Origin of the sequence: Microbacterium sp. K36 (assembly GCF_004794355.1) — a bacterium.
Taxonomy (GTDB): Bacteria; Actinomycetota; Actinomycetes; order Actinomycetales; family Microbacteriaceae; genus Microbacterium; species Microbacterium paraoxydans_D.
The window spans coordinates 19,038-44,377 of sequence record NZ_SSDN01000056.1 but is presented as its reverse complement, the minus strand read 5'-3'; the positions used below and the strand labels follow the sequence as shown (position 1 = coordinate 44,377).

The following is a 25,340-nucleotide window of genomic DNA, read 5'->3' as shown; positions in this document are numbered from 1 at the left end:
CGCGTGTCATGACGCGCGGCCCTCGGCGAGGTAGCCGAGACGGTGCAGCGTCTCCGCATTCCGCCAGCGGAGCATCGGCGTGGTCAGGAACCGGGGCAGGATCGTCGCCGGGCCCTTGACCGGCTCCTCGTCGATGCGCACCTGGCACCCCGTCGGGGTCGTGCGCGCACGGATCGTCACCTGCGCCTCGCCCACCGGCCAACCGCGGGCCCGCATGACCGCACGGTGCGGCGGGTGCCACTCCACCAGCTCGGTCGTGTCGTCCAGGAGCGCGGGCCACGTGCCGACCGAATGGTGCAGCTGGGCGCCCGCCGCCGGCCAGGAGTCGTCGACGTCGCGCATGCGGGAGGCGCCGACCACCCACGCGGGGTAGAGCCAGCCGTTCGCCAGCACGCGGAACACGTCATGGGTGGTGCACGTCAGGTCGCGGGTGTTGGTGGCCATGGTTCCTCCGTTCTGCCTCCATCCTGCGCGCCGCGAACTTCGCTCGGGCAGGTGCTTGACATCGGCGACACCGACCGTCCCGGTTAGCACAAACGTCTCGAGGATGCTTCCCCCTGGGCCCCGTCGAGATCCCGTGTCAGGGTCGGATCATGCTTCAGCGACTGACTTCCCGACTGTCCGACGGTGTCGACGCGGTCCTGCACGAGGACTCGCCGTCGCTGCTCACCCACGGCTACGACTTCGGCGAGCGCATCTGGCGCCGAGCCCGCCCCGGCGCCCGGTCGGCCCCGATGCGCCTCCTCGGGCACCCGGCGGCCTTCGTCCGCGGTGCCGAGGGGGTGGAGCTGTTCTACGACGAGAGCCGCATCGCCCGCGCCGGCGCCATGCCGGGGATCGTCCGCGAGCCCCTGTTCGGGCACGGGTCCGTGCACGCGCTCGACGGCACCGCCCACCGCCGCCGCAAGGCCACCTTCGTTGAAGCCGCGTACGAGGATGCGCAGGTCGAACGGCTCACACCGTTCCTCGAACGGGAATGGGCGGCCGAGCGTGAAGACTGGCGCGCCGGCGGCACCCGCAGCGCCTACGACGCGGCCGTCGGCGCCTTCGGGCGCGCCATGATGCGCTGGGCCGGACTGCCGGGGACCGCGGCGGCGCAGACCCGCTGGGCCGCGCGCCTCGCGCAGATCGTCGACGGGTTCGGCGCCCCCTACTCCCCCGCCTACGTCGAGGCCTTCGCGAACCGGATCTTCTCGGACCGGCATGCGCATCGCCTCATCGAAGCGGTCCGTGCCGGCGATCTGGCGGCGCCGGAGGGCACGGCGCTCGCCCTGTGGGCCGCGCATCGCGACGAGAACGGCGAGCTGCTGCCTGCCCGGGTCGCCGGGGTCGAGCTGCAGAACAGCATCCGTCCCATGATCGCCGCCGCGCGTTTCGTGGCTTTCGCCGCGAAACAGCTGCACGACCGCCCCGAGTGGCGTACGCGGATCGCGGCCGAGACCGCCGAGCGGGGATCGCTCGTGGGTGGAACGCTCGCGACGATGTTCGCGCAGGAGGTGCGGCGGACCGGACTGTTCGTGCCGATGCTGCCTGGTCGCACCATCGCCGAGGTCGAGATCGACGGCGTCACGGTCCCGGAGGGCGGCCGGGTCGTCCTCGACATCCTCGGCACGAACACCGACGAGCGGTCGTGGTCGCACCCGGAGCGGTTCGCCCCCGAGCGATTCACCGACGTGGACGACTACGAGGAGATCACGACCTTCGTCCCCCAGGGCGGTGGCGACGTCGCCACCGGTCACCGCTGCCCCGGGGAGAAGCTCGTCATCGCGGGACTCTCCGCCGCCGTCGCCGTGCTGAGCGACCCGGAGCTGACGGTGCTCGATGAAGGGCTCGACGTGAACCGCCGCCGCCTGCCCACCAAGCCCACGTCCGGAGGACGGGTCTGCCCCATCAGCCGACTGACGGCCGAGTAGCGATCGGCCGCCACCGGAGTTCACGTGGCGGGACCGCGCCACACTTGCCCCAGGCCGCACTTCGCCCGCCCGCAGCGACGAGCAGGACGACCGCTACACCGGAGAGAGCGGCGATGTGCGAGCGTCGGCAGCAGCGCATGCTGTTGGCGACCGACCACTGATCGGGCGCGGAAGCTGCCCAACGCTCCCCAAGAATCGCGTCATAGTCTCGAGGACCCCGGCGAGGAGAACTGGTTCCGAATGGCTCCTGAACAGTGATGTATGCTGACGGTTCATTGATGGACCGGAGGCTGCGGGTGGGGGGGTTCCGCCCGTTCGCGGCGTGAAAGGAAGTGCAGAATGACTCACATCGAGAGCATTGCGACCGAAGTCAAGAACAGCGTCCCTGAGTTCGTGAGCACCATCACGTTCACCTGGAACCACGGCGGCTAAGTGGAACGCACCCGGTCCCACCGGGCAGGGGCGGTGAGGCAGTTCTCTGCGCTCACCGCCCCTTTGTGTGCCTCATTGATAGCAGCGTGGCCTTTGAAAGGTGCGCGGAATGACAAGGAACGGCTTGAATCCGATCACACGGCTCGCGCGAGATCTCCTCGACGCTGAGCGGCTCCCGGCTCCCATGCGCGAACGAGCCACACTGGCGTCTTTTCCATACATTCCAGTCCGACGAAGCCTGCTCGCGCCAAACTACGCATCCGACCTCGGCGTTCGCGCCTCGGACGATCCCAAGCGGTACTTGGACGCAGTCGCAGTCGCGGTGGGGATCAACGTGGATGAGTACCTCAAGGAGGCCACGCCAGAATCGATGCATCGCAGCATCGCTCAAGGAAACCCCCTGTGGAAGGGCGCCGAGGCTCATCTCGACGCCGCTATCAACTTCGCAGGCCAGTGGGACCTTGCAGCGAAGGTGGCCCCCAGGATCATCGAGGAGGCAGAGAAGCATGGCGGCAGCGCATTGACTTATGCGGCGTCGGCGTTGTCGGGGGTGGGGGACGATCGCGCGGGAGAGGCTTTTGAACTGTCCTCCAGATACGCGACGGGCCCATTCCTGTGGAGCATGGCCCTCATCCGCAAAGCGGCGTGGCTCATCAAACGGGCCGATGACCTCGAAACCGGCGAAGCGGTTCTGGATGCACGAGCCGACGCAATCAACGAACTCACCGAGGAACGTCAGATCAGCCGCGGCGACAGTGACGTCATGCTCGGTGTGGGAGAGAACCTCCGCGGGCTTGTCTGGACGAAACGCCGCGATGCCGTCAGAGCCCGAGCTTCGATAGAAGAAGCAAAGGAGAAGCTCAGCGCGACCGGTCTGCAACGAGTCGGGGAGGACGAACGCAACAGGTACCTGGCTCAGGCAGGAGTCAACCTCATACAGCTCGAAGCGATGAGCGGCGACGTCAGCGCGGCCCACCGAATGGCCCAGCAGCATATGGAGTGGGCGCTCGATGATGACCGCGGCTCCGGAACCGAGGCGATGATCCTCTGCGGCTACATCGCCTTCCAAGCGAAGGAGCTGGCACAGGCGCTCGACCTCGTACAGCAAGCAGAGCGAATCGTTTGTCGTGATGGGGCGGTTACGCAGGTCACGTCGACGAGAAAGCTCCTCATTGCGATTCACCACGAGCGAGGTGAGAACGAGATGGCTCAGACCGTTTACGAATCCCTGCAGGATGACCCGGTGGGGCTGAAGGCGTGGATCGAAGGAGAAGACTGGTGACCGGCTCGGGCGCGGCCCTCGTCACGCTGGAGAACGTCACGAGGACCTACTCCCGCGGCGCCGACGAAGTGGAGGCCGTGCGGGGTATCTCCGGGGAGATCCGATCAGGGGAGATCGTCACCTATCTGGGCCCCAACGGTGCAGGCAAGACGACGCTGATCAAGATGATCGCCACTCTGCTGACGCCCACGAATGGGCGGATTCTCTTTCGCGGGATGGACGTCACGACGCACTACCGGCATGTCCGTGCTCGTATGAGTCTGGTGCTCGGCGGTGACCGCGGGTTCTATATGAGAGCATCCGCCACAGATAACCTTCGCTTCTTCGCAGAGCTGCAAGGCGTCCCCCGGAGGAAGCGTGATCGGCGGATCTCCGATGCTCTGGAGATGGTCGGGCTGGGCGAGCGGAGCAAGGACCGGGTCGAGCAGTTCTCGCGCGGAATGCGGCAACGCTTGCACATCGCCCGTGCGGTCCTGTGTGAGCCGGAGTTGATCCTGCTCGACGAACCATCCATCGGCATCGACGCTGAAGGGGCCCGGGAGTTGCGGGCCCTCGTCCGAGGTCTCCGTGAGGCCGGCACGGGAGTGCTCCTCACCACCCACTACATGCAGGAAGCGGAAGAACTCGCGGATCGCATCGCTGTCATCGACACGGGGCGCATCGCCGTCGAGGGCAGCGTGGAAGACATCGCCTCCGCCGCAGGGCTGACAGGAGTGACCAGCTACCGGACGCTCACCTTCTCCGACGAGGTCGAGGCGACGCTGAGGAGCGTCGAGGGTGTCGTGGAAGTGCTCACCACGCAGACCTACGGGGGGTGGAATGTGGACGTCGCATGGTCCGACATCGACCCGCACTCCTCGTTCGCGCAGCGGCTGAACCTCGAGCCACTGGGGCTGCGCAGGCCGAGCTTGGAAGAGTCCTACCTCGCGTTTCTGGCGAGGAGCCGCGTCCCGGCAGAGAATCCGGGCGACGAGTGATGCGCGTGTTCTTCGCTCTTGCAGGCTTCCACGCCCGGCAATTGCTGCGGGTGCCGTTCTTCATGCAGACGGCATTGCTCGCTCCGGTGAGCTTCCTCCTGCTGCGGGGACTCGGCGCGATGAACGTCGGCGCCCCGCTAGCGCCGCTCACGTGGCTGGACGCGTCGACGGCCGGCGTCTGGGCAACCACGACCACGGCAGCGGGACTCATCATGTATCAGCGATTCCAGGGCACTCTGGAATCGCACGTTCTGAGCGTGCACCGGCCTGGAGTCGTCTTCGGAGCCTTGACCGCGTCTGCGGCGCTCATCGGGATGGTGGGGATTCCGTTCGCAATGCTCATCCAATTCGTGATCTCGCATGAGCTCGAACTGACGATCGAATCGGCGATCGGCGTGCTGGTGGCACTCATCGCTTGCATCGGATCAGCAGCGCTGCTGTCCTCCTTGTTCGTCGTGAACCCCTCCGCCTCCGCACTCGAACCCCTCATCCTGGTTCCAGTGTGGATGCTCATCGGAATCGTCGTGCCATTCGCGGAGCTCCCCGGTTGGCTCGCACCCGTCGCCCTGGTGCACCCGCTCACCAGCGCGGTTCTCGCCGGCCACGCAGAATCCGTCAGTGCTGCAGTGGCATGGGGCGGGCTCTCGGTCGCCGTGAGCTGTGTGTGGGTGGTGCTGGCCGGTGTGGGACTGCGCGCGGCGATCACGCGCGCCCGCGTCAACGGAACGCTGGCCGTCTCGTGAGGGGCGCATTCGCAGTGGGAGCCCGGGTCTCTTACGTGTCTCTGCCGGAGACACGATCCCCGATCACTTTCCTGGTCGGGCTCGTGGTGGTCCCTTTCCTCACCGCGCTGTTCTACCTCTTGCTCGCCTCCGGCGGGACGACGAGCCTCCGGCCCGGCGACGCCCTGGCGGCGTCTCTCGCCTCCGGAGCGATCGCTGCCACGGTGACGGTGAGCACTCTTGTGGTCACCGATCGTTTCGAGGGAACGAGAGCGTTCCTCCTTCTCTCGCCCCGCGCGAACACGTCGCTGTGGCTCGGGCGGCTGTCCGTACCCGTGCTGATCGGCGTGGTAACCGGAATCGCATCGTCGTACGCCATCCTTCTCTTGTCGCGGGCGTCCATCGCGCCAGCGGTCTGGTTGCAGATCCCTCTCTTCGTGGCAACGGCTGTGGTCGCCAGTGCAGGCCTCGGTGTCTTCATCGGAGGCCTCGGGCTCGGAATGCGCGACCCGCTCGTCGCCTCGAACGTCGCTGGCTACGCGCTCCCGCTCGTATGCGGGGTGATCGCACCCGTCACGCTCTTCCCGGCGCCGCTCGAAGCGCTGGCGGGCGTTCTTCCGTTGACCCATGTGACGACCGCGGCACGGTCCTTCATCGAATCCGGAAGTCTCGCTGCTGCGGGCAGCGAGATGCTGACGGCGATCGTGGTCGGTGCCGCATGGGGGCTCGTCGGCGTGGTGACCTGGAAGTGGCACGAGCGACGCATCGTGCGCGAGGGAGCTTCTGAACAGGTGCTCTGATCGGCCGCCTCAGACGGTTCGAGCGACCCTTCGAGCAACCCCGGTTGACAATCCGCACCTCAGCAACCTAGGTTGACAGCATGGAGTCCCTCGACATCGCCCGCACCGCGGCGGACACGACCGATCCGCGCGCCGGCCTGCGCGCCGTGGCCTCCCTCCGGACGCTCGCCGACGCGCTCGAGCTGCGTCAGGTGGAGGCCGCGCTCCGCGCCGGGATGAGCTGGCAGGCCATCGCAGACGCCCTCGGTGTGACGAGGCAGGCCGTGCACAAGAAGCACAGCCGCCGCATCGACCCCACCATCCCGGTGCCGCGGAGGAACGCATGAGTCGCTTCACGCAGGCGGCCGCCACCATGCACACGCTGTCGCTCGCGGCGATGGAGGAGGCGTCGCGCCTCGGCGTGCATGACGCGGACATCGATCATCTGCTGCTCGCGCTCACGATCGACGCCGACACCGGCGGGCAGGTGCTCCGGCGGGCCGGGATCGGCCTCGATGCCGCCCGGGCCGCCGTCGAGGCGCAGCACGCGGGGCAGCTCCTCGCCATGGGGATCGACGCCCCGGCGGTGGGTCCGGGTCGCATCATCTTCCACGAGACGGACGGCTACGACTGGACCGAGCGTGCCCTCGCGGTGCTCCGAGCCGCGTCCCAGGGAGGTCGCCGCGGGGACTCCGCCGCCGTGCTTCGGGCCCTTCTCGGCGAACCCAGCGGCCTGATCGCCGCCATCCTCGGTCGGCTCGCAGTCACGGAAGACGACCTCACGGCGCAGCTCGACGAGGTCGAGGGCACCGCGCGCTCCCCACGGCCGGGCCGAAAGCCGGCGGCCAGGGGGATCACGGGGTCCCGCTCGATGTTCGTGCCGGCCGCGGAAGCCGAGGTCCGGGCGGTGCTCGCCGACGCCGAACGGCTCCCGGAGTGGGAGCAGAGCGTCGCGGCCGTCCTCCCCGCCGGGGAGGACGGCCCCTGGGAGGCGTTCGCCCCGGCGACGGCCCCGGACGGACGACCCCTTCGTCGCAAACCCGAGTTCCATCGCCTCTGCGTGATGCGGGAGGAGGAGGAGTCCGGGGCGCTCACCTGGCGCTTCGAGTACCCCGACGCGCCCCGTGCGAATCCGCGCGTCCTCACGATGGCACTCGAACCGGCCGCAGGCGGGACGCAGCTCCGCGCGACGATGACGTGGGAGACCAGGCCCCGCGGTCCGGTGCGACGGGTGCTGCGGGCACCGCTGCGTCCGCTCTGGCGGGGTCTCGTGTTCATCCAGCTCGCGCAGGTCGAGAGCGGGATCAGCCGGATCTTCCGCTGAGCCGCGGCTCAGTCTCCTTCGTGCCGCGGACCGACGCCCGGCTCCTTGCTGTGGGTCGACTCGTAGGCGGGTTCGGGCGGGTTCTTCGACGCCGGGTCGACACGCGCCGCGTTTCCGGCCCCGGCGTCCGCACCGGCGCCACCGGCGGGCACGTCCTGAAGAGCATCCGGGTCGTCGCCGCCCCGTTCGGCGAGGTGTGCCGCGACGCCCTCGCGGGACGGTTCCTCGTCGGACTCGGCGTCCTCCTCCGCGAGCCGCAGAGCCTCCTCCGACAGCAAGGGCTCATCCGGGTACATGAAGGCTTCCGGGTTCGACATGACGCGCTCCTCTCGTGGCGGAGACTCCAGAGTGCGCCAAATCCGCGCTGAGGACAAGGCCCGTTGACAGGTCGCCGTCGCCCCGGTATCCCCGGTGGGCGCAGCGGAGGACCGCCACCCCCACCGGGCCGGAGCCCTCAGCTCTTCGCGCCCTTGCGAGGCTTGAGGAACTCGTCCGGGGCGTTCTTCGCGCGCTTCGCCGCCCGCTTCTCCTTGAGCGAGAGCTGCGGCTCCTTCTTTCCTGCGCGACCCGGTGTGGACTTTCCTGACATGGCGCTTCCCCTTTGTGACTGGCTGGCGTAACCCCCGACCATACCCGGAAGCACAGGGAAGTCAAATTTCCCGCTGAACGGGAGAAAAACGGTCGCGGGAATCGCTCAGCACCCCGTGCGTCGCGGTGCACGCTCTCGCACTTCTTTTGAATGACTCAAAATAAAGTGATACCGTCGGAGGACAGCAACCGGCCAGGCCGACCGCTCCGCACACCCCTCACCGGGCCGCCTGCGGAGCGCGCCACCGCACCACGCGCACCGACCCGGGGAGACCACCCCGCCGTCCGACGTGCGCCCCGCGAGGGACCCCCGTCCCTCGGCGCGAGCCTGCCCATCCGCCCCGAGAGAGGAACACCCATGCCAGAGACACGACCCACTGACCAGCGCAGGACGGGGTTCACCTCGATGCCGCACGCCCTCGGCCGCGGCGGCCGTGAGGACATCGTCTGGGAGGCGCTCGAGCGAGTGGACAGCAAGCCGGCGCCCGCGATCGGCGTCATGCAGGCGGCGATGGGCACGGAGGCGCAGATCCGCCTGACCGCGGACGTGATCCGCGCCTACCTCGACGCCCAGGACCTCCGGGATACCCGCGAGTGGGCGGCACGCCAGGGCGGTGCCGCGTGAGGCGCCGGCTCCGCACGGAGACCCAGGAGCACGCTGACACCGTGCTGCGGCTGCAGGCGGCGGAGCTCCATGACACGGCGCCGTTCGCCCCCGGTGACGACCGCTTCGTCGCCGAGCTCGCCTCCCCCGGCCTCGGGGCGTGCTCGTTCGTGCTCGGCCCGCAGGGCACGCCCCCGCCCGCGTGGATCGTGCTCGACTACGCCGACGGGCAGCAGCGACGGTGGCGGCGCGCGCGGCGCGCGGGCGGTCGGCACTTCTTCACGCTCGCGGAGGACACGACCAGTACGGGATACATCACAACTGTTGCCTGAGGCAACTTTGCGGCGTACCCTGGTTCCATGACCACCGGCGAAGACGTCGCCGGCATCCACCTGGCCCTCGTCCGCGTGGTGTCGGAATGGAGTGAGAGCGACCTGCAACGGCAGGTCGCGGAAGCCGTCGACGTCGCCCTCGATCCGTCCGCCATCCGCGCGCTCTACCTGCTCGGGATGAACGGCGGTGCGATGGGCTTCGGCGACCTGGCCGCGCACGCGACACTGTCGCGGCCGACCACGTCGAAGCTCGTCGCCCGCATGGCGACGCAGGGCGTCGTCGACCCCGTGCGCTCGGGACGCACGGTCGAGGTGCGCCTGACGGACGCGGGCCGGACGGCCTATGCGCGCCTGGTCGAGGCCGGCCATCGCATGGTCGGCGATGCGCTCGCAGGCTGGTCAGCGGACGAGATCGACGGATTCCGCCGCCAGCTCGGCCGCTTCGTCACCGCACTGTCCGGCACGCCGCCGGTCGTGTCCATCAAGGAGGAAACCTCATGACCCGCACCTATATCGTCACCGGATCAGCATCCGGCATCGGCGCCGCCACCGCCGAGCTGCTCCGCTCTCAGGGCCACACCGTCATCGGCGTCGACCTCGCCGGCGTCGAGGTCGACGGAGATCTGTCCACTCACGAGGGGCGTCTGGCCGCGGCGAGCGCCGTGGTCGAGGCGGCAGACGACGGGATCGACGCCGTCATCGCCTGCGCCGGCATCTCGGCTCCGATCTCGAAGACGATGTCCATCAACTTCTTCGGCGTGACCGAGTTCCTGACCGCGCTCCAGCCCACGCTGAGCCTGGCCGACGCACCCCGCGCCGCCGTGGTGTCGTCGATGGCCTCGCTGCAGCCGGTGTCGCCCGAGCTCGTCGACGCCGCCCTCGCCGGCGACGAGGCGCGCGCGATCGAGATCGGCGACCGCCTGGCCGCGACGCCCGAGGCCGGGTTCCTCAACTACTCGTCCAGCAAGCGCGCCCTGTCGCGCTGGGTCCGTCGCGAGAGCGTCACTCCGGCGTGGGCGGGAGCGGGCATCCCGCTGAACGCCGTCGCCCCCGGCACCGTCACCACGGCGATGACGGCCGGCCTGCTCGACTCGCCCGAGGGCCTGGCCATGGTGGACGCCGCCGTGCCGATGCCACTGAACTACCACCAGCCGGCGTCCTCCATCGCCGAGCTTCTCGTCTGGCTGACCAGCCCGGCCAACACCCACATGGCGGGGCAGACGATCTACTGCGACGGCGGGGCCGACGCGGTGCTGCGCGGCGACGACATCTGGTCCTGGAACGACGCTCCGCAGGGCTGAGTCCGGCTCTGCTCAGCCGCTGTTCCGGGAGCGCGGGTATCCTGGAGGTGTCTCCGGCACCCGGAGCAGCGGACGAGGGAGCAGTACCCGCACACGACGACTGACTCATGAAGGAGTCCGTCATGATCCGGTCGTTCATCACGCGCACCGACGTCCTGCGTGTGGCCCTGGGGTGGGGGGCGTTCGCCGCCCTGCTCGCCCTGCACCCGCTGCTCGCGCCACCCGTGCCCGGACCGCTCCTGGTCGTCGCCCTCCTCGCGATCGTCGCCGTCATCCTCGTCTGCGCCTTCGGCGTCGTGAAGCAGGCCGAGTCCCTCGCCCACCGACTGGGCGACCCCTACGGCTCCCTGGTGCTGACGCTGTCGATCGTGCTGATCGAGGTGATCCTCATCTCGGCCGTCATGCTCGGACCGGGCGAGCACGCCACGATCGCGCGCGACTCGGTCATGGCCGTGTCGATGATCATCCTCAACCTCGTGATCGGCCTGGCCCTCCTCCTCGGCGGTCTCCGCCATCGGGGGATGGCGCACAACCGCACCGGCACGTCCGCGTACCTGTCGATGCTCGTAGTCCTCGTCGCTCTGGCGTTCGGCCTCCCCGGGCTCATCGGCGACGGCGGTGCCTACACGATCGGGCAGGAGATCCCGATCATCCTGCTCACCCTCGCCCTCTACGCGTTCTTCCTGTTCCGGCAGATGGGTGCGCAGGCCGACGACTTCACCGAGGTGGACGAGCGGCTGCGGGCGGGGGCCCGCGCGACGGAGAGCGCGACGGCACCGCGGACCCCCATCCGCGAGGTGCTCGCGGCCCACCGCGTCGAGGTGCTGACCCGCCTCGTGCTCCTCGTCGTCACGGTCGTCCCGATCGTGCTGCTCTCGCACGACATGGCGGCCCTGCTCGACGACGGTCTCGGCCGGCTCGGCGCTCCGGTCGCCCTGGCGGGGCTGCTGATCGCGGGCATCGTGTTCCTCCCCGAGTCGATCACCTCGATCCGCGCCGCCCTGAACGGCGAGGCGCAGCGCGTGAACAACCTCTGCCATGGCGCGCTCGTGTCGACGGTCGGTCTGACCATCCCGGCGGTCCTCCTGATCGGCATGCTCACCGGGCAGGAGGTGGTGCTCGCCGAATCACCGGCGAACCTCCTCATGCTGGCCGTGACGCTGTTGCTCTCGGTGACGACGTTCGCGGCGAAGCGGGTCACCGCGATGCACGGCGCGGCGCACCTGGCGACCTTCGCCGTCTACGTCCTCATCCTCTTCAGCTGAGCCGCCTCAGCGGGTCAGCTCGGCGTGGACGGGCTTCGGGATGAAGAGGGAGAACGTCAGCGCGCCGGCGAGCACGACGGCGCCGGTGAGGAGCGCGGCGACGTAGCCACCCGCCGTGTCCCCGCTGCCGCCGAACGACGTCTGGGCCGCGTAGATCACGACGAAGCTCAGCCCTGCCCCGAGGTTGATCGCACCGGTGTTCAGCCCGGGGAGGGAGCCCGGCTTCTCCGTGGGCGACAGCACGACCCCCAGGCCGTTCAGCATGATGTTGCCGATGCCGGCGTAGGTGATGCCGGCCGCGACCGAGAGGAGGAGCAGGGTGATCCGCGACGAGGTCCCGACGTTCGCGACCATCAGCACGAGCACCACGATCGTGCCGACCAGCCCGATCCGCAGCATCGCCCGGTAGCCCACGGTCGCGGCGAGCCGTCCGGTGAGGGGTCCCATCAGCAGGCCCGCGAGGGCGTACGGCATAAGGATCCAGAACGACACCTCCTCCGCGCTCATCGCGAGTCCCATCGCGGTGTCCTGCGCCAGCGCAGGGACCACGCCGTTCATCACCGCGAAGATCCCGGAGAGGGTCAGCAACGATGTCGCGGAGAGCGCCCAGGTGGCACGCTGCTTCAACTGGGCGGGCGAGACGAGCGGGTCCCGCAGCGCACCCTCGAGCTTCCAGAACGCGAGGAAGGAGACCACGGAGACGACGGCCAGCACGACCACCAGGAGCACATCCGCCTCGGCGAGCTTCCCGAGCTCGTTGAGGGCGACGAGCATCGATCCGACGGAGACGACCAGGAGCAACGACCCCCACCAGTCCATGCGCGGGCGGTCCTCCGCCATCGTCTCCGGGGCGAGAAGGCGCACGACGAGTGCCGCGACCACGGCGACGCCGGCCATGGTCCAGAAGATCGAGGCGAAACCGTGGTTCGTGGCGAGATAGCCGCCGAGCAGCGCGTCGCCGCCGGCGATCCCGCCGTTGACGGCTGTCACGACGCCGAGCAGGGTGCCGTACATCTTCGGGTCGGCGACGGCCGCGCGCAGCATGATCAGGCACAGCGGGACGACGGGACCGGAGACACCCTGGATGAGGCGGCCGACGAAGAGCATCGGGACGTTCGTCGCGAGCGCTGCGACCACGCAGCCGACCGCCATCACCACGAGCATGCCGACGAGCACCCGGCGCCGTCCGATGAGGTCGCCCAGCCGCGGGAGGAAGAGGGTGAAGAGGGCGGCGGCGGTGAAGAACACCGTCTGGGTGGCGGCGATCTCGGAGGCCGTCGCGTCGAGTTCGCGCTCCATCGTGACCAGCGCCGGGCTGAGCATGCTCGCGTTGAGCTGGAACGCGAGGCAGGCCGCGAGGAGGGCGACCATCAGGGGCGCGACGGCCGTCCGGGGCCGGAGGGCGGTGGTGTGCATGTCGTACTCACTTCTTCGTGTCGGTGCGGGGGCGCCGGAATGCGTAATCCTTTACGCGCGGCTTATCTTGGGAGTCGAGGCGCCGATGTCGGTGCCCGTCGGGAGTCGAGGTGCGGATGAGGAAGCCGTCGGTGACGCTGCACGATGTGGCAGCCGCGGCCGGGGTGTCGATCGCCACGGTGTCCCGCGCGCTGAACGGCAAGGAGCGCGTGTCCGGAGCCACCGCGGAGCATGTGGCGCGCGTGGCCGAGCAGCTCGGCTACCGGGTCAACCTCATCGGCCGCGGTCTGCGCGAGGGCACGGGCGCGACCATCGGCGTCGTCGTCCCGGTGATCAGCAACCCGTTCTACGGCGAACTCGTCCACCGGCTCGAGGACCACCTGCAGCGTCGCGGGTTCGATCTCGTCATCGCGGACTCGCACGGCGATGTCGACCGCGAGCGCGCCCGCCTGCGCATGCTCGTGGAGCGCCGTGTCGAGGGGGTCTTCGTCGTTCCGTCCGACGCGGAGCTGTCCTTCGACGCCGTCGCCGACACTGCCCAGCGGCTTCCGCTGGTCCAGGTCGACCGGCGGGTGCTGGACCTCGATGCCGACTTCGTCGGGGTGGACAACGATCATGGCATCGGGCTCGCCGTCGACCATCTGGCCTCCCGCGGCGCCTCTCGCATCGTCCTCGTCTCGGGCAACGACGTGACGTCGGTCGGCCGCGAGCGCCGCGCAGCGTTCGAGTCGATCGTCCGCGCGCGGTCGCTGCCGGTCGAGGAGAACGTGTTCGGCGAGTACCTTCTCTCCTTCGGAGAGTCCGCCGTCGCGCGGCTGCGGGCCCGCGGTCCGCTTCCGGACGGGATCGTCGCGGGAGACGACCTGGTCGCCGCGGGCGCGATCGCCGCGTTGAAGCGCGCGAACCTGCGCGTCCCGGACGACATCCTCATCACAGGGTTCGACGGCACCATGCTGGCGGACGTGTGCGAGCCGCGGCTCACGACCGTGGTCCAGCCGTTCGACGAGCTCGCCGCGGAAGCGGTGGAAGCGCTCGTACGGCGGATGGACGATCCGGAGACGCCATACGCCCTGCGGCGCGTGACGCCGACTCTGCGCGTGGCGGAGTCGACGTCTCCCGCGCCGGGCGCGTGATCGTCAGGCCAGCGCTGCGACGGCATCCGTCACCAGGTCCCAGAAGGCCGGCACGTCCAGGGTCAGCGCGACGTCGGCGTTGGGCTCCTTGCCCAGCATGTCGTGGAGGTCGACGCAGGTCGCCCCGGCCGTGAACTCGCCCGCCGTCTCGATGTCGACGTGGCAGCGCTGCACGGTGGCGACGGCGCGGTCGATCGCGATGGCGACGGTGATGGGGTCGTGCAGCGGCCCCTCCGGCATCCCCTCGGCCCGGTCGTACGACGCGGAGAAGAAGCGCAGCAGCTCGACACCGAACGCGGCCGTGCGGTTGCCGACCGCCGCGATCCGCTGCACGACCTCCTCGGTGATGAGGGCCTGATGGGAGATGTTGAGTCCGACCATGGTGAGCGGCAGACCGGACGCGAACACGACCGCGGCCGCCTCGGGGTCGGCCCAGGCGTTGAACTCGGGGTAGGCGCCGACGTTCCCGCGCCCTGTCGATCCGCCCATCCAGATGATCTCCTTGATCTTGCGGGCGGCCTCCGGGTGCTGCTGGAGGAGCAGGGCGATGTTCGTCAGGGGGCCCGTGGGGATCACCGTGATCGGCTCCGCGGACGCGTTCAAGGTCTCCGCGAGGAAGTCGACGGCATGCCGCGGATCCAGCGGGACCGTGGGCTCGGGGAGGACGGGTCCGCCGAGGGCGTTGTCGCCGTGGATCCAGGCCCCCGGCGTGAGCTCACGGCGGAGCGGCTTGTCGGCTCCCGCCGCGACCGGCACGCCGGTCACGCCCGCGACCGTGAGGGCGATCTGGGCATTCCGCGTCGTGTGCTCCAGGTAGCCGTTGCCGCCGACGGTGGTGACGCCGCGGAGGTCGATGCGCTCGTTCCCGGCCGCCAGCCAGATGGCGAAGACGTCGTCGTGGCCGGGGTCGCAGTCGAGGAGGACGGGGACGGGCATGGGGTGCTCCTTTGCAATCGGGTCTGCGTAAACGTTTACACTCTTTCTCATGAACGTCAAGCCGGACGCCCTCCCCGCCCCCGCCCTCGTCGTCGTTGGAAGCGCGAACGTCGACCTCACCGCCTTCGTCGACCGGCTCCCGACCGCCGGGGAGACGGTCGCCGGGGGCCGGCTCTCCCGCGACCTCGGCGGCAAGGGCGCCAACCAGGCCGTCGCGGCCGCGAAGCTGGGCGGCCGGGTGCGGATGGTGGGCGCAGTGGGGGCAGACGCCGACGGCGCCTGGATGCGCGAGGAGCTTGGTCGGGCCGGCGTCGACACCACCGACCTCCGCCAGGTCGCCGCACCCACCGGGACCGCCCTGATCGTCGTGGACGCCGAGGCCGAGAACCAGATCGCGGTGTGCCCGGGCGCGAACGAGCTCGTCTCCCTCGAGGACGTCGCCTTCGCGCCGGACGAGGCGGTTCTGCTGCAGCTGGAGATCGCGCTGTCCGTCGTCGAGAACGTGGTCGCCCGCGCCGAAGGATTCGTCGCCGTCAACGCCGCCCCCGCCCGGCCCCTCCCCGACGCGCTGCTCGAGCGGGTGGATCTGTTCATCGTGAACGAGACCGAGCGCGAGCTGATGCCGGAGCTGGCGGATGCCGCACTCGTCGCCGTGACCTACGGCGCCGCGGGCGCGGCCCTGTTCCGGGGCGGCGAGGAGATCGCCCGTGCGGACGGCGTACCCACCCGCGCCGTCAACACCGTGGGCGCGGGAGACGCCTTCTGTGCCGCGCTCGTGCTCGCCCTGCAGAGCGGGCTCTCCCCGCGAGCGGCCCTGCAGACGGCCTGCGCGGTCGGCGCGGCCGCCGTCGCGGACCTCTCCTCCCAGCCGCCCTTCGAGCCGCTCGCGCGCTACGTCCCCGTGCCGTAGCGGCCCCGCGACCGGGATCAGGTCAGGACGCCGCGCCCGCTCCGCGCAGCGCGCATCGGAGGTCACTCGGCGGCACGAAGTCCGCGGTGAGCGACCAGTCGGCCTCCTCGCCCGCGGGGACCTCCACCGTCGCCTGACCGGACCCGACGACCGTTGCTGCATCGGTGGTGAAGAACACCGTCACGACGTAGGTCGCATCCTCGTCGGTGGGATTGCCGACGACACCTTCCGCCGTCCCGCCGTCGTCCTCGGTGCTGCACGCCGTGATCTGGGTCCCGGCGCGCACCTCCGGGGCGTCCGGCACATCCTCCGGCACGCTCGTCGCTCCCACGACCCCCTCGTCTTCACCGGGGATCTGCGGCGCTCCCTCCGCGGCCGTGCGCGTCGGGGCCGGCTCCTCCGGAGCGGGCGTGCAGCCGCTGAGAAGGAATCCGAGGATCAGGATCGGAGCCGCGAAGCGGACGATGCTGCGGCGGCGTGTGGACATCATGGGCTCCTCCTTCGACCGGGGACGGTCCGTGGCGGGCGATCACCCGCCACGGACCGTCTCTCGATCAGCGCTGTTCCTGCTCTTCCTCTCGCCGACGTACCCGCATGAGGCCGAGACCCAGTCCGGCAAGGACCATCACCCCGCCCAGCAGCAGGCCGCCGGCGGCGAGCGTGCCGCCCGTGACCGCGAGTCCGCTCGGCGGCGTCGGCACCACGCGGGTGACCGTCTGCGAGGTCGGCGGATCGATCGGCCCTCCCGGCGTGTTGCCGGTCACGGTCGCGACGTTGCGCACCTCACCGCGACGCACGTCCGCGGCGTCGATCGTGTGCGGCGGCACCGTGCATGTCATCTGCTCCCCGGAGGCGAGGCTCGTCGCCGGGCAGGTGACCACACCGGCCGTGGGGTCGGACACGACGATGTCGGAGACCGTCTGCGCCCCGGTGTTGGTGACGATGATCGTCCACTCCACCCGGTCGCCGAGGTCGATGAGCCGGTTGGCGTTCACGTCGACGGTCGTCGCCCGCTTCTCGATCGCGAGGGAATTGGTCCCGTCGAACGGCACCTCAACGGTCGACGGCGGTGACACCGGCGGGGTGCCCGTGGGCGGCGTCGCCGTGGCCGTCGCCGTGTTCGTCAGGCGCCCGGAATCCACGTCCGCCTGCGTGGTCGTGTACGTCGCCGTACAGGTCACCGTCTGGCCCGGGATGATGCGGGCGGCGTCGTCCGGGCAGGTGACGGCCGAGAGCTCGCCCTCACCGGAGAAGTCGGTGTCATCGACAGCCACGTCCGCCAGGGTGACGTTGCCCGTGTTGGTGACGACGAAGGAGAACTCCAGAGTCTCCCCCACGGTCGTCAGCACGGCCGGGGTCGCCGACTTCACGATGCTCAGCCCCGGGGCGGGGAGCGCCGGGACGCGAGTCTCGGACGGCGGCGACACGGGAGGCTCCAGGTCGCCGGGCGGCACACCGGTCGCCGTGGCGGAGTTCGTCACCTGACCCGCATCGATGTCCGCCTGAGTCAACACGTACGACGCGGTGCAGACGAGCTGCGCTCCCGGAGCCATCGACGCGGTGCCGGAAGGACAGTCGATCGCCGACAACGTGCCCGTCCCCGAGAACGTCCCCTCGTTGACCACGACATCCGTCAGCGTCACGTTGCCGCTGTTGGTCACCACGAACGAATAGGTGATCTCCTGCCCCACCACGTAGGTGTCCGGGGCGTTCGGGGTGGCCGACTTCACCACGGCGATCGCCGGGTTCCGGTCACCGGGGACCTCCACCGTCGACGGAGGCGTGAGCGGTGGTTCGCCGGTCGGCGGACCCGTCGGCGGCTCTCCCGTCGCGACGGCCGTGTTCGTGAGTCGCCCGGCATCCACATCCGCCTGGGTGACCACGTACGGCGCCGTGCAGGTCACGGACGCACCGGGGGCCAGCGAGGCCGCCGCGGCCGGACACGTGATCACCGGCGCGGTTCCCGTCCCCGAGAACGACACCTCGTCCACGCCGACATCCGTCATCGTGACGTTGCCCGTGTTGGTGATGAGGAACGAGTACGTGATCGTCTGCCCTGCGGCGCTGATCCGCGTGAGGTCCGCGGTCTTCGCCACCGTGAGGGCCGGCGACCCGTCCGAGGGCACCTCGACCGTCGACGGCGGCGAGACCGGCGGCTGCCCCGACGGCGGTGTCCCCGTGCCGGTGGCGGTGTTCGTGACGCCACCCGCATCGATGTCGGCCTGCGTCACGACGTACGGCGCGGTACACGTCACCTCCGCTCCCGGAGCGAGCGACTCCGCTCCCGCGGGACAGGTCACCACCGGCGCCGTGCCGGTGCCGGTGAACGAGACCTCGTCCACCCCGACATCCGTCAGCGTGACGTTGCCCGTGTTCGCGAGGAGGAACGAGTACGTGATCGTCTGGCCCGCCGCGGTGATCTCGGTGCGGTCGGCCATCTTCGCCACGGTCAGCGCGGGAGCCGGGTCACCGGGGACCAGGACGGTCGACGGCGGCGACACCGGGGGCTCGCCCGAGGGCGGCGTGCCGGTCACGGTCGCGGTGTTCGTCACCCCGCCGCCGTCGAGGTCGGCCTGCGTCACCACGTACGGCGCGGTGCAGGTGACCTGGGCTCCCGGCGCGAGGGACGCGGCGCCCGCCGGGCACGTCACGACCGGAGCCGTGCCGGTGCCGGTGAAGCCCGTCTCGTCCACCGTCACGTCCGCGATCGTCACATTGCCCGTGTTGGTGACCAGGAAGGAGTACGTGATCGTCTGACCCGCTGCGGTGATCGTCGACCGGTCGGACGACTTCACCACCGACAAGCCGGGCGACGGCTCCGACGGCACCTCTACCTCGGATGGCGGCGAGACCGGCGGCTCACCCGAGGGCGGAGTACCGGTCGTGGTCGCGGTGTTCGTCACACCACCCGCATCCACGTCGGCCTGCGTGACGACATACTCCGCCGTGCAGGTCACCTCGTCCCCGGGAGCGAGCGACGCCACCGCGGCCGGACACTCGATGACCGGCGGGGTCCCCGTGCCGGTGAACGAGGCCTCCGTCACCTCCACATCCGTCAGCGTCACGTTGCCCGTGTTCACCACGACGAACGAATACGTGATCGTCTGGCCCGCGGCCGTGATCTCGGTCCGGTCCGCCGTCTTCGACACCGTCAGCCCCGGCGACGGCTCCGACGGCACCTCGACCTCGGACGGCGGCGACACCGGCGGCTCTCCCGACGGCGGCGTGCCCGTCACCGTGGCAGTGTTGGTCACCCCACCCGCGTCGATGTCGGCCTGGGTGACGACGTACTCGGCGGTGCACGTGACCTGCGCGCCGGGAACCATCGTGGCGGCGCCCGCAGGACAGGTCACCACCGGAGCAGTGCCCGTTCCGGTGAAGGTGCCCTCCTCCACCGTGACGTCACGCACCGTGACGTTGCCGGTGTTGGTCACGAGGAAGGAGTAGGTGATCGTCTGTCCCGCGGCCGTGATCTCCGTCCGGTCAGCGGTCTTCGCCACGGTCAGCGCCGGAGCCGGGTCGCCGGGGATCTCCACCGTCGAGGGCGGCGACACCGGCGGTGTGCCCGACGGCGGCGTGCCCGTCGCGGTCGCCGTGTTCGAGAGCTGCCCGGCGTCGACGTCGGTCTGCGTCAGCGTGTACGTGGCAGTGCACGCGACCTGCGCCCCCGGCGCGAGCGAAGCGGCCCCCGCCGGACACGAGATGGCCGACAGCTCGCCGGAGCCCGTGAAGGCCGTGTCCTGCACCGTCACGTCGGTGAGGGTCACATTGCCCGTGTTCGTCACGACGAACGTGTAGGTGATCTCCGTGCCGACCGTGTAGCCGGCGGCGGTGGAGGGATCGGCCGACTTCACGACGGTGATGCCGGGCGTCTCGATCGAGGGCACCTCGACCTCCGACGGCGGCGACACCGGCGGCTCGAGGGTTCCGGGCGGGTCGCCCGTCACGGTGGCGGTGTTCGTCACGCCACCCGCATCGATGTCGGCCTGGGTCACCTCGTAGGTCGCCGTGCAGGTCACCTGAGCCCCGGGCTCGAGGGACGCGGCCGCTGCGGGGCAGGTGACGACCGGAGTCGCGCCGGTACCCGAGAACGACACCTCGTCCACGGTCACGTCGGCGATGGTCACGTTGCCCGTGTTCGTCACCAGGAACGAGTAGGTGATGACCTCGCCCGCGGCGGTGATCTCCGTCCGGTCGGCCGTCTTCGCCACCGTGAGGGCGGGCGCGCCGGGCACCGTGACGATCGCCGTGGAGGGCGCCGACACCGGCGGTTCGAGGTCGCGGGGCGGCGTGCCCGTCGCGGTGGCGGTGTTGGTGACCTGGCCCGCGTCGACGTCCGCCTGCGACGCCTCGTAGGACGCGGTGCAGGTCACCTGGGCGGCCGGAGCGAGCGTCGCTGCGGCCGCCGGGCAGGTAACGACAGGCGCCGTGCCCGTGCCGGAGAACGCGGTCTCGGTCACGGTGATGTCGGTGAGGGTCACGTTGCCCGTGTTCGTCACGAGGAAGGCGTAGTCGACGGTCGCCCCGGCGGCGGTGATCGACGTCGGATCGGCCGTCTTGACGAGGGTGATCGCGGGCGTCTCGTCCGCGGGGACCACCACGGTCGACGGCGGCGACACCGGCGGCTCCCCCGTGGGCGGCTCCCCGGTCACGGTCGCGGTGTTGGTCACCCCGCCCGCGTCGATGTCCGCCTGCGTCACCACGTAGGGCGCGGTGCACGTCACCTGGGCGCCCGGGGCCAGCGATGCGGCGGCCGCGGGACAGGTGATGACCGGAGCGGTGCCCGTTCCGCTGAACGTGGTCTCCGTCACGCCGACGTCGGCGATCGTCACGTTCCCCGTGTTGGTGATGAGGAACGAGTAGGTGATCGTCTGTCCGGCTGCGGTGATCTCCGTGCGGTCAGCCGTCTTCGCCACCGTGAGCGCCGGGGCGGAGGTGACGGGGATCTCGACCGTGGACGGCGAGGACACCGGTGCCGTGCCGGTCGGCGGCGTGCCCGTCGCGGTGGCCGTGTTCGTGAGCGCCGAGGTGTTGTAGTCCGCAGCCGTCACGGTGTAGCTCGCGGTGCAGGTGACCTCGGCCCCCGGCGCGAGGGAGGCGGCGCCGGCGGGGCAGGTCACGTCGAGGGCCCCGGTGCCGGAGAAGGACTCCTCGTCGATGCCGACGTTCGTCAGGGTCACGTTCCCGGTGTTGGTGACGAGGAACGAGTAGTCGATCACCTGTCCGGCGCCCGTGATCGCGGTCGTCTCGGAGCTCTTCTCCAGTGAGATCGCCGGAGCAGGGTCCACCGGCACGCGCACGGTCGACGGCGGGGACACCGGAGGCGTCAGCGACCCGGGAGGCACACCGGTGGCGGTCGCGGTGTTGCTGACCGATCCCCCGTTCACGTCCGCCTGCGTCAGGGTGTAGCTCGCGGTACAGGTCGCCTGCGCACCCGGGGCGAGCGGGGCCGTCGGGCACACGGCCGCCGAGAGCGTTCCGGAGCCTGTGAACGCCGTCTCGTTCACCGCGATGTTCGAGACGGTCACGTTGCCGGTGTTGGTGACGATGAACGAGTAGTCGATCACCTGTCCGACCGTGAAGTCGTCCGGTCCGGACGGGGTCGCCGACTTCACGACGGTGAGCGCCGGGGTGCGGGTCGTGGTGACCGTCGCGGTGCTCGGGTTGCTCTCCACGCCCGTGTTCGCCTCGGACGTTCCGGTCGCGAGCGCGGTGTTCGTCACCGTGCCCGCGTCGATGTCGGCCTGGGTCAGCGTGTATGCCGCCGTACAGGTGGTGTTCTGCCCCACGGCGAGCGTCGTCGCCGCACAGTTCACCGCCCCGAGGGTGCCCGTGCCGCTGAACGCGGACTCGCGGATGCCGAGTCCCGAGACGGCGACGTTTCCGGTGTTGGAGACCGCGAACGAGTAGGTCACCGTGTCCCCCGCCGCGGTGGCGGTGGTCGGCGTGACCGTCTTCGTCAGGGCGAGGGAGGGTGCGGGAGCGGTGATCGTGACGGCGTAGTCCTCCACCTCACCCGGACCGCCGGTCCCGGTCGGCGTCGCCGTCGTCAACCCCGTCCCGCTCTGGATGCGGAACCGCGCGAACGTCTGCCCGCCCACCGTCTGCGAGGCGATGCCGGACCAGTTCAGGGTCACCGACGAGCCGTCCGCCGTGCCCGCCGGGACCGTCGCGGTGGCACCCTCGTTCGCGTCGAACACGCCGTTGCGGTTGAAGTCGATCCAGCCGACCAGGGTCGCCGGCACACCCGGAACCTTGTTCGACGCCAGCACCGACACCGAATAGGTGTTCGTCACGCTCGCCATGATCGGCCCGAACGACGCCACCCCCGTCTCGTCGTTGATGGTCTGGTTCGGGGCCGTGCCGCCGACCGCGTTGTCACCCGTCGCATTCGCGCTGTACTGCATCGCGCTCTCGGCATCGACCGACCACCCAAGGTACGTCGCCGCATTCAGCTCCTGGGAGACCGAGCCGTAGCTCGCCGGCGCGTCGCCGAAGTCATCGGGGATCGTCGTACACGACGGGTTGAACCCGTCGATGCCCTCGCCACCGCTCTGCGCCCGGTAGCCGCGCACGACGATGTCGCTCGTCCCGGTGGTGCCGGCGGGGCCGCATCGAGGGGTCGGCGTGTTGAGGCCGCCGTTCGTGTTGAAGTTCTGCCCGGCGGTGAGGACGGTGGCGGAGGCCGCGAGGTCGATCCGCAGCTCCCCCGCGGCGGTGAAGGTCATCGGGCGGCACGTGATCTGCACGGACGACGGCCACCGCGCGCCGTTGTCGCCGACGAAGGTGGTGCCGGTGATGCGATGCACGAAGGTGTTCGCCGGACACGTCGCCGTCTGCACGTTGCCGCGACTCTGGTCGTAGACCGGACCCTCGATCCAGGTGGGGTTCACCGTGGAGGTGACGACGCCGGCGTTGCTCACGGTGATCGTCGAGCACTGCAGGCTGAAGCGCGTGAGGATCGAGTTCGCTGAGGAGCCCGGCGCGTCCGCGGTGCGGTTCTCCGTCCGCACGGCCGTGAGGACGGAGTTCGCCGGGCACTCGGTGGGGGCTGTCAGATCCTTGTCCGAGCCGACGACGGGTCCTTCGTACGACACCCCGAGATACAGCTGCGCCGGGTCGCCCGGGGCTGCAGTCGCGGGCCCCACGGGCGCGACGAGCGATCCCAGCACGAGGGCGAGCATGGTCGCCACCGCCCACGACGTCCGCGGTGATGACCGTGGTCGTCGTCGCGCTCTCCGATCCATCTTCTCTTCTCGACCAGACCGCGTGCGCAGAGAACCCCGCATGAACACTCCCCTGTCCAGATCCCGGCTCACCCGCTCCCCGAGCTGGGATACCGCCGAGGGTAAGGCGAGCGATCAGGGAACTCCAGGGCGACTTTCGTCCCCCCAGGATGAGGACTCAGGTCAGCGATCGGGGGTGGAAGGCGCCTCGAGTCGACGGCGCAGCGCCGTAGCGCGTTCCTCGAGTTCCGCGCGGATCTCGTGGGCGGCGAGCGAGCCACCGGAGAGGAAACCGGCCTCCAGCGCCTCCCGCCACCGACGGTTCACCTCGTCCAGCTCGAGGGTGAGGCGCTCCCTCTCCTCGGCCGAGATCGGCTCCGGCGGGACGGACTCCTCCTCCCCGTCCTCCGGCACGACGTACCACCGGAAATCCTCGCGACCGCGGGCATTGTTGAGACGCCAGAGGAGGAAGAGGGAGAGAATGAACCCTGCTCCCCCCGTCGCGATCATCACCCAGGCGAACCCGGGCGTCTCGTCCAGAATGCCGAAGCTGTACCAGAGGAGCAGCAACGCCGTCAGGGCCAGTGCACCGGGGAAGACGATGCGGACGAGGACGAGTCCGACGCTGTGCATCCATGGGCTCATGCGGCAGACCGTTCGATAAGCGTTCGCGGGGAAACAGAAAGAGCCGGTCAGACTCTGACCGACTCTTTCATGAATGTCTCGCTGTGCGCGAGGGGGGACTTGAACCCCCACGTCCATAAGGACACTGGCACCTGAAGCCAGCGCGTCTACCATTCCGCCACTCGCGCGAGCGTCTCGCTCCGAAGAACTCAACTTTCCGAGGATATCACGCGTTTTCGCCCGCGTTGCACACCCCGGCAGGGGCGTCGGCGGCGTTCCCCCAGGTCACCTGGCTACGATGTCCCTACCGGTCGGCATGCCAGAGGAGCCCAGTGGGACTACTTGACAGCTTTGAGAAGGGTCTCGAGCGCGCAGTGAACAGCGCGTTCGCGAAGACCTTCCGCAGCGGCATCCAGCCCGTGGAGATCGCTTCGGCGCTGCGACGCGAGGCGGATACCACTGCGGCCGTGGTGAGCCGTGACCGCATCATCGCGCCCAACAACTACGTCGTGCGCCTGAGCCCCGACGACGCGGAGCGCATGCGCGGGCTCGGCGGCGCGCTGACGGACGAGCTGCACGCACTCCTCACGAAGCACGCGAAGTCGCAGGGCTACAGCTTCGCCGGCCCCCTGTCCCTCACACTCGAGGCGGACGACAAGGTCGCCACCGGCACCGTGCGCGTCACCTCGGGCACCGTCGAAGGACGCGTGAGCTGGCAGGCCGTGGTCGACGTCGACGGACGCCGGCACACCCTCACCCGTGCCCGCACCGTGATCGGCCGTGGCTCCGACGCCGACATCACCATCGCCGACGCGGGATCCAGCCGTCGTCACGCCGAGATCCTCTGGGACGGCGAGCGCGCCATGCTCCGCGACATGGGATCCACCAACGGCACGAAGGTCGACGGGCAGAAGCTCCGCGAGGCCGCCCTCCCCTCCGACACCACGATCACGATCGGTCGTACCGACCTCGTGTTCCGCATCGTCCCCGTCGCCACCCCGTCGCGGTCTTCCCGCCCCGACGACGACGCGACCCGCGTGTTCGGAGCCCTCGGATGAGTGAACTGGTCCTGCTCCTGCTCCGCATCGGCTTCCTCGTGCTGATGTGGTTCTTCGTGTTCGGGGTCGTCTACTCCCTGCGCGCCGACCTGTTCGGGGTGCGCGCTCGGAAGCTCCCCGCGGAGGCGACAGCGGGAGCACCCGCCGCCGCTCCGGCCGCGGCACCGGCTGCCCCGCCCCGTCCCTCGTCGGCGCGACCGTCGACCGGGCCCGCGACCGTGGCCACGGCGAAGCGCCTCGTGATCACGTCCGGACCGAAGGCGGGTCTCGAACTGCCCCTGGGCTCCGACGCGATGACGATCGGCCGCTCCAGCGAATCCGCTCTGGTGATCCGCGACGACTACACGTCCAGCCATCACGCCCGGCTCCTGCTCCGTGGCGACACGTGGGCGATCCAGGACCTCGACTCCACGAACGGCACCTTCGTGGCCGGCCAGCGGGTGACGGGCGGCCCGGTCTCCCTCAGCCTCGGCACCCCGGTCAAGGTCGGCGCAACGACGTTCGAGCTGAGGGCCTGA

24 protein-coding genes and 1 tRNA gene are annotated in these 25,340 nt (G+C 70.1%); 16 read left to right on the top strand and 9 right to left on the bottom strand.

What is annotated here, in order from left to right:
* Positions 1–6 precede the first annotated feature (6 nt).
* A complete protein-coding gene (locus DW296_RS05155) occupies positions 7–444 on the bottom strand; it encodes an SRPBCC family protein (protein WP_060923431.1) in 438 nt (145 codons plus the stop codon).
* A gap of 149 nt (positions 445–593) precedes the next feature.
* Here DW296_RS05155 and DW296_RS05150 point away from each other — a divergent pair, with 149 nt between their 5' ends.
* The 7 genes from DW296_RS05150 to DW296_RS05120 all read left to right on the top strand — a co-directional run bounded on the left by DW296_RS05150 (position 594) and on the right by DW296_RS05120 (position 7,429).
* Positions 594–1,913, top strand: a complete 1,320-nt coding sequence (locus tag DW296_RS05150; protein WP_136051367.1) for a cytochrome P450 — start codon at positions 594–596, stop codon at positions 1,911–1,913.
* A gap of 541 nt (positions 1,914–2,454) precedes the next feature.
* Complete coding sequence (locus DW296_RS05145) at positions 2,455–3,627, top strand: hypothetical protein (RefSeq protein WP_136051366.1); 1,173 nt, start codon at positions 2,455–2,457, stop codon at positions 3,625–3,627.
* On the top strand, positions 3,624–4,604 hold the full coding sequence (locus DW296_RS05140; protein WP_168428986.1) for an ABC transporter ATP-binding protein: 981 nt from the start codon (positions 3,624–3,626) through the stop codon (positions 4,602–4,604). The genes DW296_RS05145 and DW296_RS05140 overlap by 4 nt, the downstream gene beginning before the upstream one ends.
* Positions 4,604–5,347 (top strand): ABC transporter, encoded by a 744-nt coding sequence (locus DW296_RS05135; protein ID WP_136051364.1) that lies wholly within the window; start codon positions 4,604–4,606, stop codon positions 5,345–5,347. The genes DW296_RS05140 and DW296_RS05135 overlap by 1 nt, the downstream gene beginning before the upstream one ends.
* An 83-nt stretch (positions 5,348–5,430) precedes the next feature.
* On the top strand, positions 5,431–6,126 hold the full coding sequence (locus tag DW296_RS05130; RefSeq protein ID WP_136051363.1) for an ABC transporter permease: 696 nt from the start codon (positions 5,431–5,433) through the stop codon (positions 6,124–6,126).
* 80 nt (positions 6,127–6,206) lie between these two features.
* On the top strand, positions 6,207–6,452 hold the full coding sequence (locus DW296_RS05125; RefSeq protein WP_136051362.1) for a hypothetical protein: 246 nt from the start codon (positions 6,207–6,209) through the stop codon (positions 6,450–6,452).
* Positions 6,449–7,429 (top strand): SRPBCC family protein, encoded by a 981-nt coding sequence (locus DW296_RS05120; protein WP_136051361.1) that lies wholly within the window; start codon positions 6,449–6,451, stop codon positions 7,427–7,429. Before DW296_RS05125 ends, DW296_RS05120 begins: the two co-directional genes overlap by 4 nt.
* Positions 7,430–7,437: 8 nt before the next feature.
* Here DW296_RS05120 and DW296_RS05115 read toward each other — a convergent pair whose 3' ends face one another.
* Together DW296_RS05115 and DW296_RS16695 are read right to left on the bottom strand one after the other, a co-directional pair.
* Positions 7,438–7,746, bottom strand: a complete 309-nt coding sequence (locus DW296_RS05115; RefSeq protein ID WP_136051360.1) for a hypothetical protein — start codon at positions 7,744–7,746, stop codon at positions 7,438–7,440.
* A gap of 137 nt (positions 7,747–7,883) precedes the next feature.
* The gene (locus DW296_RS16695) at positions 7,884–8,018 is read right to left on the bottom strand and encodes a hypothetical protein (RefSeq protein WP_256209374.1); all 135 of its coding nucleotides are present in this window, start codon (positions 8,016–8,018) and stop codon (positions 7,884–7,886) included.
* Between the two features lie 357 nt (positions 8,019–8,375).
* Here DW296_RS16695 and DW296_RS05110 point away from each other — a divergent pair, with 357 nt between their 5' ends.
* The 5 genes from DW296_RS05110 to DW296_RS05090 all read left to right on the top strand — a co-directional run bounded on the left by DW296_RS05110 (position 8,376) and on the right by DW296_RS05090 (position 11,519).
* Positions 8,376–8,642: a hypothetical protein gene (locus DW296_RS05110; RefSeq protein WP_136051359.1), complete on the top strand. Its 267-nt coding sequence runs from the start codon at positions 8,376–8,378 to the stop codon at positions 8,640–8,642.
* Positions 8,639–8,953, top strand: a complete 315-nt coding sequence (locus tag DW296_RS05105; protein WP_136051358.1) for a hypothetical protein — start codon at positions 8,639–8,641, stop codon at positions 8,951–8,953. Before DW296_RS05110 ends, DW296_RS05105 begins: the two co-directional genes overlap by 4 nt.
* Positions 8,954–8,980: 27 nt before the next feature.
* Positions 8,981–9,454, top strand: a complete 474-nt coding sequence (locus DW296_RS05100) for a MarR family winged helix-turn-helix transcriptional regulator (protein ID WP_136051357.1) — start codon at positions 8,981–8,983, stop codon at positions 9,452–9,454.
* Positions 9,451–10,254: an SDR family oxidoreductase gene (locus DW296_RS05095; RefSeq protein ID WP_136051356.1), complete on the top strand. Its 804-nt coding sequence runs from the start codon at positions 9,451–9,453 to the stop codon at positions 10,252–10,254. Before DW296_RS05100 ends, DW296_RS05095 begins: the two co-directional genes overlap by 4 nt.
* 122 nt (positions 10,255–10,376) lie before the next feature.
* A complete protein-coding gene (locus DW296_RS05090; RefSeq protein ID WP_240742989.1) occupies positions 10,377–11,519 on the top strand; it encodes a calcium:proton antiporter in 1,143 nt (380 codons plus the stop codon).
* Between the two features lie 6 nt (positions 11,520–11,525).
* On the opposite strand, the gene uriT is transcribed toward DW296_RS05090, so the two are convergent.
* Positions 11,526–12,935, bottom strand: a complete 1,410-nt coding sequence (uriT, locus tag DW296_RS05085; RefSeq protein ID WP_136051354.1) for a uridine transporter UriT — start codon at positions 12,933–12,935, stop codon at positions 11,526–11,528.
* A gap of 131 nt (positions 12,936–13,066) precedes the next feature.
* On the opposite strand from uriT, the gene DW296_RS05080 reads away from it, so the two are divergent.
* Positions 13,067–14,068: a LacI family DNA-binding transcriptional regulator gene (locus DW296_RS05080; protein ID WP_168428985.1), complete on the top strand. Its 1,002-nt coding sequence runs from the start codon at positions 13,067–13,069 to the stop codon at positions 14,066–14,068.
* Between the two features lie 3 nt (positions 14,069–14,071).
* Here the strand turns inward: DW296_RS05080 and DW296_RS05075 are convergent, their stop codons facing one another.
* On the bottom strand, positions 14,072–15,004 hold the full coding sequence (locus DW296_RS05075; RefSeq protein WP_136051352.1) for a nucleoside hydrolase: 933 nt from the start codon (positions 15,002–15,004) through the stop codon (positions 14,072–14,074).
* 49 nt (positions 15,005–15,053) lie between these two features.
* On the opposite strand from DW296_RS05075, the gene DW296_RS05070 reads away from it, so the two are divergent.
* Positions 15,054–15,914: a ribokinase gene (locus DW296_RS05070; RefSeq protein ID WP_136051351.1), complete on the top strand. Its 861-nt coding sequence runs from the start codon at positions 15,054–15,056 to the stop codon at positions 15,912–15,914.
* A 22-nt stretch (positions 15,915–15,936) separates the two neighbouring features.
* Here DW296_RS05070 and DW296_RS05065 read toward each other — a convergent pair whose 3' ends face one another.
* The 4 genes from DW296_RS05065 to DW296_RS05050 all read right to left on the bottom strand — a co-directional run bounded on the left by DW296_RS05065 (position 15,937) and on the right by DW296_RS05050 (position 23,952).
* Positions 15,937–16,404, bottom strand: coding sequence for a hypothetical protein (locus DW296_RS05065; RefSeq protein WP_136051350.1), 468 nt, complete (start codon positions 16,402–16,404; stop codon positions 15,937–15,939).
* A 64-nt stretch (positions 16,405–16,468) separates the two neighbouring features.
* Positions 16,469–23,098 carry a DUF7507 domain-containing protein gene (locus DW296_RS05060; RefSeq protein WP_240742994.1) on the bottom strand — a complete coding sequence of 2,210 codons (6,630 nt, stop codon included), beginning with the start codon at positions 23,096–23,098 and terminating at the stop codon, positions 16,469–16,471.
* 225 nt (positions 23,099–23,323) lie between these two features.
* Positions 23,324–23,773, bottom strand: a complete 450-nt coding sequence (locus DW296_RS05055; protein ID WP_136051348.1) for a hypothetical protein — start codon at positions 23,771–23,773, stop codon at positions 23,324–23,326.
* 96 nt (positions 23,774–23,869) lie between these two features.
* Positions 23,870–23,952, bottom strand: a tRNA-Leu gene (locus tag DW296_RS05050).
* A 144-nt stretch (positions 23,953–24,096) separates the two neighbouring features.
* On the opposite strand from DW296_RS05050, the gene DW296_RS05045 reads away from it, so the two are divergent.
* A complete protein-coding gene (locus DW296_RS05045) occupies positions 24,097–24,822 on the top strand; it encodes an FhaA domain-containing protein (RefSeq protein ID WP_025102897.1) in 726 nt (241 codons plus the stop codon).
* Positions 24,819–25,340, top strand: a complete 522-nt coding sequence (locus DW296_RS05040; protein ID WP_025102896.1) for an FHA domain-containing protein FhaB/FipA — start codon at positions 24,819–24,821, stop codon at positions 25,338–25,340. Before DW296_RS05045 ends, DW296_RS05040 begins: the two co-directional genes overlap by 4 nt.

Bases quoted from the DNA above. Each gene is read 5' to 3' on its own strand.
- DW296_RS05155 (WP_060923431.1), bottom strand. From the start codon at position 444: ATGGCCACCAACACCCGCGACCTGACGTGCACCACCCATGACGTGTTC.
- DW296_RS05150 (WP_136051367.1), top strand. From the start codon at position 594: ATGCTTCAGCGACTGACTTCCCGACTGTCCGACGGTGTCGACGCGGTC.
- DW296_RS05145 (WP_136051366.1), top strand. From the start codon at position 2,455: ATGACAAGGAACGGCTTGAATCCGATCACACGGCTCGCGCGAGATCTC.
- DW296_RS05135 (WP_136051364.1), top strand. From the start codon at position 4,604: ATGCGCGTGTTCTTCGCTCTTGCAGGCTTCCACGCCCGGCAATTGCTG.
- DW296_RS05125 (WP_136051362.1), top strand. From the start codon at position 6,207: ATGGAGTCCCTCGACATCGCCCGCACCGCGGCGGACACGACCGATCCG.
- DW296_RS05120 (WP_136051361.1), top strand. From the start codon at position 6,449: ATGAGTCGCTTCACGCAGGCGGCCGCCACCATGCACACGCTGTCGCTC.
- DW296_RS05115 (WP_136051360.1), bottom strand. From the start codon at position 7,746: ATGTCGAACCCGGAAGCCTTCATGTACCCGGATGAGCCCTTGCTGTCG.
- DW296_RS16695 (WP_256209374.1), bottom strand. From the start codon at position 8,018: ATGTCAGGAAAGTCCACACCGGGTCGCGCAGGAAAGAAGGAGCCGCAG.
- DW296_RS05110 (WP_136051359.1), top strand. From the start codon at position 8,376: ATGCCAGAGACACGACCCACTGACCAGCGCAGGACGGGGTTCACCTCG.
- DW296_RS05100 (WP_136051357.1), top strand. From the start codon at position 8,981: ATGACCACCGGCGAAGACGTCGCCGGCATCCACCTGGCCCTCGTCCGC.
- DW296_RS05095 (WP_136051356.1), top strand. From the start codon at position 9,451: ATGACCCGCACCTATATCGTCACCGGATCAGCATCCGGCATCGGCGCC.
- DW296_RS05090 (WP_240742989.1), top strand. From the start codon at position 10,377: ATGATCCGGTCGTTCATCACGCGCACCGACGTCCTGCGTGTGGCCCTG.
- uriT (WP_136051354.1), bottom strand. From the start codon at position 12,935: ATGCACACCACCGCCCTCCGGCCCCGGACGGCCGTCGCGCCCCTGATG.
- DW296_RS05075 (WP_136051352.1), bottom strand. From the start codon at position 15,004: ATGCCCGTCCCCGTCCTCCTCGACTGCGACCCCGGCCACGACGACGTC.
- DW296_RS05070 (WP_136051351.1), top strand. From the start codon at position 15,054: ATGAACGTCAAGCCGGACGCCCTCCCCGCCCCCGCCCTCGTCGTCGTT.
- DW296_RS05065 (WP_136051350.1), bottom strand. From the start codon at position 16,404: ATGATGTCCACACGCCGCCGCAGCATCGTCCGCTTCGCGGCTCCGATC.
- DW296_RS05060 (WP_240742994.1), bottom strand. From the start codon at position 23,098: ATGCTCGCCCTCGTGCTGGGATCGCTCGTCGCGCCCGTGGGGCCCGCG.
- DW296_RS05055 (WP_136051348.1), bottom strand. From the start codon at position 23,773: ATGCACAGCGTCGGACTCGTCCTCGTCCGCATCGTCTTCCCCGGTGCA.
- DW296_RS05040 (WP_025102896.1), top strand. From the start codon at position 24,819: ATGAGTGAACTGGTCCTGCTCCTGCTCCGCATCGGCTTCCTCGTGCTG.